We start from the raw sequence: 10,522 nt of genomic DNA, 5'->3' as shown, positions 1-10,522 counted from the left end.
TTTGCGAAGGATCGCGGCTAGGACATTCGACCAGATGTTCGATGCACTCGCCGAAATCTGCAATCTGTTCACATCGCGGGAATGTTGGAATTACTTCTGTGAGGCTGGATATGGATCAGGTTAAAGGCTCGGAACTTTAGAGGCACTTCTTAGCGAGGAATATGCGACCAGGGAAACGCGGCGCATCGATGTTGCGCTCAAGACAGCGAAGCTGATGCCCATGAAAACTCTGGAAGGCTTTGACTTCAGCTTCCAACCTTCGCTTGACCGAGAGCGCATCGCCGCCTTGGCCCAGTTGGACGTCATCCGCAGGGCGGAGGTGGTGCACTTCCTGGGTCCGCCCGGCACCGGGAAATCCCACCTGGCGACAGCCCTTGGCGTCGCCGCCGTGAAGGCTGGAAAGCAGGTCTATCGCGCGACATTGGCGGAGCTGATTGAAGCACTGGTCAAAGCTGAGCGCGAAGGCCGACTCGCCGACAAAATCCGCTTCTATGCTCGCCCATCGCTACTGATCGTGGATGAAATCGGCTACCTGCCCATCACCCAAGGCGGCGCAAACCTGTTCTTCCAGCTCGTCAATGCCCGCTACGAAAAAGGCGCGATGATCCTGACATCCAATCGGGGCTTCGCTGAATGGGGCGATGTCTTCGGTGATCCCGTCGTCGTACAGCTCGAAGGCGCCAGCTACCGCCTGCGCGGCCATACCGACCTGATCCCGGAACACACCCGCACAAACGCACCCATCACACCACCGCCACCGCCAAAACGGCGCGGCCGTCCGCCAAAGAACGGAGCTGCAAGTCAATAATCCGGCTGACAATCGAAACCGCCAAACTGGGGAATTTTAACCTGCCCGTTTTGGGGAAATTTGAGATGCCATCGACACGCAGGGCGCGAAACTTCAAAAAAAAAGCTATGTTGGAAGGTCAGGTGGTGAAACGCCATCCGGATAATCCCAAGTACGCTCCCCAAAGAGCAGAAAAATTGAGGCTCAGATCAGTTTAGAACCACATACAAAGTGACTGCTAGCCTGCTTACTTCCCCAAAGGAACCTGATTGATCTGAAAAAGCTTGTCCAGATAGGTCGTAGGCGTCGTGCCGGGGAAATTCACCTCGTATAATTTCTGAACCGTCCCATCATAGAACATTCCATAGAGCGAATGCACGAAACGCTCGGGGAAATCCGGATGGAGTTCTGATGAAGACAATACGAGGGCGTAGGGTTCATATGTTCTTTCTTGTTCGGGCGGCTCGGTATAACTACAGGGTTTGCCGGTTTTGACATATTCGGAGATCGCGGCGCGTATGATGTCCAGATCCCCGTAATAGCGCGCGAGATGGCCGGTGCAAAAAAGCTCAACCGCTTGCTTGTGAGTGTCTAAACTCTTCTCACATATCAGTTTCCCTTCACCGTCATCCCACTGATCCTGCGCCACGGCGTCAACATGATCCTTGATCGTGGCGCCCTTTACATATCCCCAGATTTCACCCGTGGTGATCCGCATGGGGTCCGGCGGGGACGGCCTGAGCTGTATTTTGCTGCTCAGGCAGTTTTTCAGTTTGGTGCCACTGAAAGGATCGCCGAAGTATTCGCCACAGGATTTTTCTTGCTCTGGCGGTTTGCCCGAAGGCGGCGTCCAGGTCGCATCGATGAGTCGTTCGCAATTCTCTTTGTTTTTGTCTTCGTCCCTGACGTCAAAAAATCCCTTATCCGTTGGCTGCGACGCATCCAGGCTCATGTAGGAGCCATTTGCGACGAATAGGATTGGCGAAAACTGAAGATGGCTGAGCCCTTTTCGATCAATAAAATGCCTAAGCCGTTCCAATGTCACTGTTGTCGGGTCGCAAAGCAGGTTGTAGTTTCCGCCATTTCCTTCAAAGAACGCTTTTCTTTTTGTTGCATCGACGTCTTTCTCTTCAAACATGTAGCCAGCGCGTTTCACGGCCAATGTGCAGATATCATAAAAGAAACCGACATAGCTGCCGGTCTGGTCGTTCCGCCATACGAAGGGCGGCGCATCCGTGCGCACGCCAATGGTCACGGGTCCTGACGTTGCCTTGACCTGTGATGAGGAAAGCTGGGGAAAAACTGCTGCAAAAACGGCCATCAGCAAAATTCGCGTATTCATGCCAAGGCCTTCTCTTCACGTATCCGGCGGATTTTCCTAGCGGCCTCGCCGTCTCTGAGGACTTCTGAAATCATCAGCGTCACGGCAAATGCGATCAGTGCAGAATAGGTGGTCGAATAAAAGATCAACCCGCCGTCTATGGCGTCCAGACCAGGGCGCGGAATCGGTGCCTCCCGGGCGGCCACGAGCAGCGAGATCGAACGCCCCAGCGCACCCAGAAAGCCAACGATCAACGCGGCAGTGAACGCCCACCGGAAACTGTCGCGCAGCCGGTGGCGGACCGGTTTCACCGCTTCCGGGGGCGCAACCGAATTTTCCGTCTGATCGGGCTCCGAAGTGACGGGCGTGATCGTTTTCTGGCCGCTATATTGGTCCCGGCTGAAGACATCGATCACATAGAGAACCACGACGGCCAGAGCAGCGCCGCGCATTTTGAGTATCGATTCATACTCGATCTGGGTTGCCAGATGATACCCTGCGAACTCCCAGCTTTCGGTCATTGCGATGAACCAGATGCCGGTTCCTGTCACGATCAGCATGGACACGAACCACGCCAGCAGGAAAACCACCAATATCTGGATCAGGGCGACGGGCCATCTGGATTCCCAGAGATTTGCCCAACTGTCCGAAATCCGGCCGGAGTCGCGTATACCCAGACCGACAAGCAGCGGTACGCAGAAATTCACGACCGCATCGAATAGCTGATGCCGGATGGGGTAGCTGTTCCAGGATTGAACCTCCCCGAACCGGAGTTCGTATTCGAGCTTTCCGGGATAAAGGCTCCAGATAATGGTCATCAAAACGATCGTGCAGGTGGCCCAGATGAAGGTTGCGCCGGTATGGCCGGGACCGGATCGTTTGCCAGCAGAAAAATCGTCGATCAACAGGGTAAAGTTCCTGAGAACCGACATCGCCTCGTCATGCTGATGCACCGAGTCGCGCAATACCTGATTATCCTTGCCCGGTTTGACCTTTTTGCGCGGAGCAAAGGGAAGGATGATGTCATGTTCGGCATAAAGCGCGATGAGCAGGCAGAAGTCACTGGCGAGATCATCGACCTTCCGCGATAGCTCTCCCCAATCGTCCTGCTGGACTTCGGGTGTTTCCGGTCCGGGTTTCTGGTCGTGCTGCGCCTCTTCTTCCGGCAAGGCCGCGCCGTTCAGATCGAACCCCGAAACCTTGTCGAGGGTGCGGATCAGGCGGGTTTTCCGGGCGCGAAGCTCTTCTTCTATCTGTCTGAAACGCAACCGTTTCGCACTGTTGGAGAGTGTCAGCTTTTCGTCGATGATCCAGCTGAAGCCAGCGAATATGATGCGCAGATCCTGTTCGAAATCGCTTCTGGCCGTGACGAATTTTCGATCGCAGTCACTGTAATGCGCAATACGTTTCCAGTCTCCCGCATCGATCAGATAGGCATCGCAATCGGGGGCGATTCCGGCTGGGAAAGGAAGCTGCCCCCGGCGCAAGACCCGGCTGTTTTCCAGGATGCGCGTGGGAATCCCGGCAACACGGTGCGCAGCGAAACGCAACGAATCCTCCAGGCGGCGCAGAATTGGAAAGGACGGGGCGAGGCCCACCATGACCAGTGCCACCGAAAGCGAGACTGCGGGCGGAATGCCCAGGCCCATTTCAGCCCCGTCTCCGGGCACATCCGTCGCGCCCACTTTTGGTTTGAAATCAAGCAGCGGCAGCAGATTTGCAAAGCCGCAGAAGAAGAAATAGAGCAGAAGAAGAGCGAGCAGATACAGGCCGAACGCATGCATCACCACACGCCGCGCTCTGAGCTGGTCAGGCGCGAGCAGGGCCACTAACTTGTCAAGCTCATAGCGGCCTTCGTAGCTAGGCCGGTTGAACCTTTCAAAGGAAAAGGCGACAACAATAGCCGCCCCAAAAACAAGCGCGAACGCCTGTTGGAACAAAACGTTAGAAAGCACTAAACCGCTCCTCAGAGATTACAGCAGTTAGCGGCAGCCCAGTGCAGGGTTACAGGTCTGCGCATACGTTACATCCGGTACGACAGCCCAAGAAATAGATAAAATGATGAATGCCTTTAGAATACTCATAGAGTCGCCCCTTTATGGAGAGCTGAAAGTAATATTTATGACCTAAAATTGAATAAATTTCAAGACCTGACGTTGAGAACCTGAACCAACAGTCCAAATACTCTGGTTCACAATCCGGAATCTTGAAGAGCATCAATCGCGAATTTGTCTTATGACTTTTGATCTATCGTTCGGCTGATGAGGGCAACCGCCCTTAGATCGAAATTCGCGAGATCAACGCCATTCAGACGATCAGGGTCCGCTTTATACCTGCTGCCACAGATGCTTCGCCCCTACAGCGAATGACCGGGTCACGCCCTCCCGACGGGTCGCTTCGCGTATGCAGCAGGGATGTCCGCTTTTCGCTAGGCCCAATTCTGGAGGTAGGTCAGGCCAGCACCTTGCGGGTGTGCCAGTCGATGATCGCGACCAGATATAGGAACCCGCGCCTCATTGGCAGATAGGTGATATCCGCCGCCCAGACCTGATTGGGTCGGGTCACACGCAGACCCTTCAACAGATATGGACAGGTTTTGTGGCCCTTCGCAGGCCTGCTGGTGTTGGGTTTCTGGTAGATCGGCATCCGTTGCCCGGCAGGCGATTTGGCTTGCCAAATCTGCCGAGAGGAGGGCCCATGAGACGCATCAGCCGTCGGATGCGTTTCTCGTTCACCAACCTCTCGGGACATTGCTCCGCAATGCCCTGCCGGTCAGTGGATGGCCTTCGTTTCGGAGGTGCCAGGTCATCTGCCGGACACCGAAGAACGGGGTTTCCAGGAACTGCTCATCGATCTGGCGCATCAGCATCAGGTTCAGCGCCGTCTCGCCCTTGGGTTGGTAGTAGAACGACGACCGCGAGATCGACAGCAGCCTGCACTGTTTGCCTATCGACAGGCTGGAATTGTCCTTCTCGATCATGCCACGTCTCACTTCAGGCCCCAGGGTTTGAGCTTTCGTGACAAAAAATCGTTGGCCACGGTTTCGACCATTGTCCTCGGACCAATGGCGGACAAAGATCTCAATCCCCGATCTTCGCGTGCAGTTCTTTGACTTGCTCCTCATCAATCTCAGGGGTCTTCTTGCCACCGCGCGTAACAACCACTTCAAAGTCCGTCGCGTTCGTGAAATTGGCGACTTGTATTTCGTAAACGCTGGTGTCGATTGGGCCTTGCGATTGGCAAAAGACACCCCGGCACTGAGTGGGGAACGGATCATCATAGGTATAGGTTGTTGTACCGGAAGCATTTGTACTCAAGCTGCCGAAGCGAAATTCGGTAACCGCCGCGCCGGTGTAGTCATCAGGAAGACCAAGAGACCTCTCCGCGCCGTTATTCACGCCGGTGAATCCCAACATATCGAGGCCTAGAGTAAGACCCATTATTACCGGCGTTGCAGATGAACCTGTCGGGTTGCCGATGAAAGTTCGTGCGCCCATCTGCTGAATTCTGTTCACCGCAACCGCGTTAACGGCGTCGTCTATCTTCGTGCCTGCAATGACTACCGCATCATCTGCTGTGTTGCGCTCAACCCAAACAAGGCCGGATTTCTGCCAAAGCGCCTGGGGTGCAGATAAGATGGAGCCGTCCCGATAGTTGCTACCGTTTCGCGTAATGGCATCGGTTAGGCGAGCCTCAACTGTGAAGAAGTACCCCGACTCGTATAGCTTCACCCCGCCTGCAGTCGTCTCGTGATGATCCACTGCTGCTGCTGCGGCTACTTCGTATTGAATGCCACCTGCATCTATGTAGTCACCTGCCGTTACGATGGTGGAAATGCCCGGTCCGGCGCTGTATCCCATGGTCGTATCGGCCAGCAGAATGGTTGAGTTGCCAAAGAACTGGAACGGCAGGCTGCCACCGTCGCCGGATCGGAGCCATTCCTGTGTGACCTGCTCCCAGACGCCAGAGCCGACATTGTACGCCTTCAGCACGGCAGGGTCGGTGCTCTTGTCCAGCCAAAGCGCCGTTTGATCTACAGGGGCAACGGTGCCGTCAATCATATTGTCCAGCAGCCCGGAGGCACGAAGGGCGGCAACGGTCTGTTCAGACCACCTGCGCCTTATGCCATTGTTGGCATTTAGAGACGTGCCCGTAGTGCCCACAGACCATTCTGCGGAGTCATCGAATTCTGCCATCGATAGACCTCATGTAGGAAAGGCCCTCCCCCGAAGGAGAGAGCCTGATATTTATGATTTTCAGTTAGTTAATTGGCGAACTTAACTTGCCATGGATCGCCACGCCGAAACCGGACACACCACGTCTCGACCACCTTGCCGCGTACGCCTTGCCGCTGTCGCGACTAATTGATTGGGACGACCGACGAACGTCGCCCCAAGTCCGTTACACCAGCGCCCGAAGGGACATTGTTATGTTGTTCAGTAGTGGCGGGACTGCTGGACTGTACGATCCATCAATCAGCCCGAAGTCTGGATGAGCCGCGAGCCCGGCCTGAGCAAGAAGTCCTTGCACCGTTTGCGCCGGGGTTCCACCGGTTTTTGCTTCTAGGTACAGGCACTCATCGGTGCGAGGGTCTCCATTTTCGATGTCATCCGGGTCAGAATTCATATCCTTACGAAGAACTGAGTACCGTTCGAACCACTCGACATGCGGGTCAATCGGCTCTGCGTCCAGAATTTCCCCGGTCAGGCCGCCAGCAACAACGGTACCAGCCAGAACAGGCAGTGAGGACTTCAGAAGATCGCGGCGTCTCATGCTAAGCCCTCCTTGAACTGGGCCTTAGTGTAGTAGCAGGAGTTTTCGACAATCCTCTGCAACTCGTCACCGTTCATCCCCGTGTCGAACCCGGCCTGCTCTGCTTGCTCTAGAAAAGCGACATAAGCCCGGATCGCGTCTGCTGTCGTTGTGTTGGGTTCAATCTCGAAAGACCGACCTAGCGCCTCGGAAGCTTTAGATATGCACCCAAAGACGTATCCAATAGTCGGAATGATAGCAGCGGTTGCCGAGTATTCTTGAGCGCTCAGGACCTGTTCAGCGGTCGCGACCATCACAAGTGAATACCCAAGCTCCCTTTGACCGTCAGACATTGGCTTATTGAGTCCTGATGCCTCGTTACAAGGGGTGACTTCCAGCGATCCCTTAACAACGCCTTGCAATGAAACGGAAAACCACTCACCCTCCAACCTTTTCGAGGCGTGTAATCCGTGAAGATATGCCTCTGCCGCAATCGCGACGTAAGGATCGGGTGCCCACAATACATAGGCGTCGATCAGCTTACGCCCGGAAGATGTCCTTATGGTGTTCAGTCGTTGCACAGGGTCCACCGAGACGCCGATCTTTATTGCCCCCTCGAACTCTGCCGCGTAAACCATCTTGCCGCAGACATCGCCCTGATACTCTTCAAGTTTGATCCAATCTGCCTTCATGCCGCACCCCCAGTCAGAAATTCCGCAGGAACCTTGTCACGGAAGAAGTCCAAGCCCTTCGGTGTTATGAAGGTGCGGGGCCGTGCCTTGTCGTCAACGATAGTGGTCTTCACCTCGAACAATCCGCGCTGCGTGAACTGCACACGTGGGACCAATGCACCGCCCTGGTAAAACAGGTAGGCTTGCTTGAGCCAGCGGGTGAACAGGTTCGGCCTTGCCCCAATTGCCCGCGCGGCGTTTTGCAAGCCATAAAGACCATCCGCGTTCATCAAGTGGTCGAAGCCCTCAGCCTTGGGTGTTAGCTCAACAACCTTGGCTTTGGCTGCATCCGCCTCCTCTTTCAGATGTGAGATCACACCAAGAACCACTTCCGGGTCGCCGTAGTCCGGTAACGCCGCAACGGGGCGCTGACCGCGCGTTACTGCCACGAAGGTTTTGACCACTTCGATAGACACCTCGGTCGCCTTCTCTGTGTCCGACTTGGTGCAGATGTAAACCGCCTGCTCTTCGTTCATATAGTAGGTTTTTGCAGGCCGACCCGGCACATTTGGTATTTGCTCCACGGTGGAGCATATCTCTCCGAACTCTGCCAAGGCCGACGAGTGACGCTCGATCAGCTTTCGAATGTTCCGTGGCCGCTCAAATCCAAGCGCTTCGGCTAGTTGCAGATCGCGAACGCGGTGTTCGCCATTGAAGTTTTCGATCTTGATTGGTATATTCATCCTAAGATTTCCTCGATTGTCGAAAGTCGGGTTTCTTTCAAAGCCATCGGAGTTGCAGCTCTGGTGGCTTTACTTATTCCAGGCATCATTCGCCGTTTCCTCTGGCGGTTCCCCCGCCCTCGGCCTCCATCTTCTCTTGAAGTGTCAGATTGACGAGAGCGTTGGCGGATATGCCCTTCTCGTCTGACTTTCTCTCCAGCCAGCGCTTAACACTGACCGGAAGTCGCACGGTTGTGCGAGCTATGGCTGTTGCATTTGTCATTCTGGTTTCGTATCTCCTGTGCGACGTCTATTAGGCGTCAACGTAATACGGCGTCGTATCGACGTCAAGCAGAAAGTGACGCCGCATGGACGCCAAGCTCAAAAGAACGACCCTCCGTTTGCCTCAAGCGCTCTATGACCGGATAGAAGCGGCAGCGACTGGCAAGCTATCTATGAACGCCCTGATCATTGAGGCGCTCGAGGAAAAGTTCCCCGCACCATTGTCACCAATGCAGGAAATGAACGCCCATATACTTTCCGTTTTGAACAAAGCGCGGCTCGATGGATTTGATGACCCTACGATGGCAGATTTGGTCAATAAGGCCGCAAAAGAATGGGCCGAAGCAAACCCAAGCAAAATCAAGGAAATGATCCATGCCAGCCAGCCCACACTTACTGTATCGGCCAAAGAAGACGGCAATCCCCCATCGATTAAGGGCGGCTTCAAAGACGCTATGGCCGAGGGCAGATCAAAGAAGAAATTCAGCGGCGGCTTTAACGAAGCACTCGATCAGCCTACCAACGTCCCCGGCCAAGCCGACATACCTTCCAATGACGACGAGAACCTGATCTCAGGTCAGGCCGACAGCACGCCAACTCGGCGGTCAAAACCGACCGGACAACGGGCCGTGAGATTTGACGACGATTAGCCGCGCCCCGAAAAGTAAGTCAGTGCTGAGTTAGCGGTCCTATTCCCTGATGAGAAGCGACGCGCATGAACTCCTGGGGTTTTCTCACTGGACGCAATGACTTAGGGTCTATTGCTCAGGGAGCAAGTGTATTTCACCTGTATTTACAATAGGTTAAACCGACTCCTCGTTGACTTTTTTGAGGTGATGCACTACTGTTTCTGCCATAGGAGCAGACTTGATCATGAAACCAAGTAAGCGCAAAAGGTTAGCCAAGTTTTCGTTTAGCGTCGGGCTGATCGTTCTCTGTCTCCTGCTATTTCGAACGATTGCACCCGGACCAACGTACTTTCTTGCCGTCGTCGCCTTGGTTGCAATATGCGTATTCTTGGTCGCATCCGCGATAGGTCGCCGAATTTCAAGCAAGAGTGACCTTCAGCACTTCTATCGTCGAGGGCAGTGACTGCCATTCACCGTCCACAAGCCGCTCTGTGAAGCGAATCTGGATTTGCATCTTGATGCCCATCCGGAGGTTTTCTTCGATACCGCCCGACGCAAGCAGGTTAACGAATTCCTCGTCACGCATCTTTGCTGTGAAACGCTTACCTGTGGCTATATCCAAGAACCGCCATTTCCGATCCTCGTTACTCAAGTCCGGAGTTTCCAACACAACGTCGGAAACGCGTTCGGCAAATCGCTCATTCGGATCGGCCTCTTGCTCCCAAAGACCACTCCGCTCGCCGAATTGACTACTAGGGACGCTGTATGCCGGAGGCGAACCCGGCGCTTCGCATACACCCACAAAGCTGACCGCTTTATCGTTGCTGATTACGTTAAAGAAGTTGCGGTTCGAATTCTTGAGCTCCTCAGACCTGGATATCTCCTCCAAGAAATTGTTAAGCAACTTTCTATCTTCTTGACTCAGTTCAAGTTCGTCTGGGCTACCGAACCAATAGTCACTTGCGGGACCAGCATCGATCATCAAAAAAATCGCTAAGGCCACCGCCAGTTTGGCTAGGCGGGGGTGCTTAATTTTCTCCAACCGCTCCAGCTGGGCCTCGCCCCAGTCCAGAATAGTGTTGATCGACAGGCTGCCTTCGTGAGCGTTCACAAATTCGACCCGTATATCCAAGCTCGGATCGATCATTTTTGCAGAATGGCGAATCGAGTTAACCCATTCGATTGCCGCTCTAGAGATAATCTCTAGGTCCGCATTCTTGCCCTCATGCAACCCGAAGTACAGGCTAACGGTATTATCCGAAACTTCTTGCACAACAATCTCCAATCTCAATGGAGAAATCGTTGCAATCTAGGGTTTATTTGTCAACGTCGCATGCTGAGTGCACTTAGAACGGAGG

Annotated in this window: 9 protein-coding genes and 2 pseudogenes; 2 read left to right on the top strand and 9 right to left on the bottom strand. The window is 54.3% G+C overall.

What is annotated here, in order from left to right; translation table 11 throughout:
• Positions 1-145: 145 nt before the first annotated feature.
• A pseudogene (gene istB / locus AB1E34_RS21860) lies at positions 146-808 on the top strand (IS21-like element helper ATPase IstB); the annotation flags it as partial.
• Positions 809-1,034: 226 nt separating this feature from the next.
• Here the strand turns inward: istB and AB1E34_RS21855 are convergent.
• The 8 genes and pseudogenes from AB1E34_RS21855 to AB1E34_RS21820 form a co-directional block, all read right to left on the bottom strand.
• On the bottom strand, positions 1,035-2,129 hold the full coding sequence (locus AB1E34_RS21855; RefSeq protein ID WP_372574430.1) for a transporter substrate-binding domain-containing protein: 1,095 nt from the start codon (positions 2,127-2,129) through the stop codon (positions 1,035-1,037).
• Complete coding sequence (locus AB1E34_RS21850) at positions 2,126-4,063, bottom strand: hypothetical protein (RefSeq protein ID WP_372574429.1); 1,938 nt, start codon at positions 4,061-4,063, stop codon at positions 2,126-2,128. The genes AB1E34_RS21855 and AB1E34_RS21850 overlap by 4 nt, the downstream gene beginning before the upstream one ends.
• A gap of 499 nt (positions 4,064-4,562) precedes the next feature.
• A pseudogene (locus AB1E34_RS26130) lies at positions 4,563-4,748 on the bottom strand (DDE-type integrase/transposase/recombinase); the annotation flags it as partial.
• Positions 4,749-4,839: 91 nt separating this feature from the next.
• Positions 4,840-5,088: a hypothetical protein gene (locus AB1E34_RS21840; RefSeq protein WP_372574427.1), complete on the bottom strand. Its 249-nt coding sequence runs from the start codon at positions 5,086-5,088 to the stop codon at positions 4,840-4,842.
• Between the two features lie 100 nt (positions 5,089-5,188).
• Entirely contained in the window at positions 5,189-6,304 is a 1,116-nt protein-coding gene (locus AB1E34_RS21835) for a hypothetical protein (protein ID WP_372574426.1), read from the bottom strand.
• Positions 6,305-6,509: 205 nt separating this feature from the next.
• Positions 6,510-6,881, bottom strand: a complete 372-nt coding sequence (locus AB1E34_RS21830) for a hypothetical protein (protein WP_372574425.1) — start codon at positions 6,879-6,881, stop codon at positions 6,510-6,512.
• A complete protein-coding gene (locus AB1E34_RS21825; RefSeq protein ID WP_372574424.1) occupies positions 6,878-7,552 on the bottom strand; it encodes a GIY-YIG nuclease family protein in 675 nt (224 codons plus the stop codon). Before AB1E34_RS21825 ends, AB1E34_RS21830 begins: the two co-directional genes overlap by 4 nt.
• Entirely contained in the window at positions 7,549-8,274 is a 726-nt protein-coding gene (locus AB1E34_RS21820) for a phage antirepressor KilAC domain-containing protein (RefSeq protein ID WP_372574423.1), read from the bottom strand. The genes AB1E34_RS21825 and AB1E34_RS21820 overlap by 4 nt, the downstream gene beginning before the upstream one ends.
• Positions 8,275-8,621: 347 nt before the next feature.
• Between AB1E34_RS21820 and AB1E34_RS21815 the strand changes: the two genes are divergently transcribed.
• Positions 8,622-9,185: a YlcI/YnfO family protein gene (locus AB1E34_RS21815; protein ID WP_372574422.1), complete on the top strand. Its 564-nt coding sequence runs from the start codon at positions 8,622-8,624 to the stop codon at positions 9,183-9,185.
• Between the two features lie 397 nt (positions 9,186-9,582).
• Here the strand turns inward: AB1E34_RS21815 and AB1E34_RS21810 are convergent, their stop codons facing one another.
• Positions 9,583-10,437 carry a hypothetical protein gene (locus AB1E34_RS21810; RefSeq protein ID WP_372574421.1) on the bottom strand — a complete coding sequence of 285 codons (855 nt, stop codon included), beginning with the start codon at positions 10,435-10,437 and terminating at the stop codon, positions 9,583-9,585.
• Between the last annotated feature and the right edge of the window lie 85 nt (positions 10,438-10,522).

Source organism: Ruegeria jejuensis (assembly GCF_041537905.1).
Taxonomy (GTDB): domain Bacteria; phylum Pseudomonadota; class Alphaproteobacteria; order Rhodobacterales; family Rhodobacteraceae; genus Ruegeria_C.
This window is presented reverse-complemented; position numbering and strand designations above follow the sequence as displayed.

Bases quoted from the DNA above. Each gene is read 5' to 3' on its own strand.
- AB1E34_RS21855 (WP_372574430.1), bottom strand. From the start codon at position 2,129: ATGAATACGCGAATTTTGCTGATGGCCGTTTTTGCAGCAGTTTTTCCC.
- AB1E34_RS21840 (WP_372574427.1), bottom strand. From the start codon at position 5,088: ATGATCGAGAAGGACAATTCCAGCCTGTCGATAGGCAAACAGTGCAGG.
- AB1E34_RS21835 (WP_372574426.1), bottom strand. From the start codon at position 6,304: ATGGCAGAATTCGATGACTCCGCAGAATGGTCTGTGGGCACTACGGGC.
- AB1E34_RS21830 (WP_372574425.1), bottom strand. From the start codon at position 6,881: ATGAGACGCCGCGATCTTCTGAAGTCCTCACTGCCTGTTCTGGCTGGT.
- AB1E34_RS21825 (WP_372574424.1), bottom strand. From the start codon at position 7,552: ATGAAGGCAGATTGGATCAAACTTGAAGAGTATCAGGGCGATGTCTGC.
- AB1E34_RS21820 (WP_372574423.1), bottom strand. From the start codon at position 8,274: ATGAATATACCAATCAAGATCGAAAACTTCAATGGCGAACACCGCGTT.
- AB1E34_RS21815 (WP_372574422.1), top strand. From the start codon at position 8,622: ATGGACGCCAAGCTCAAAAGAACGACCCTCCGTTTGCCTCAAGCGCTC.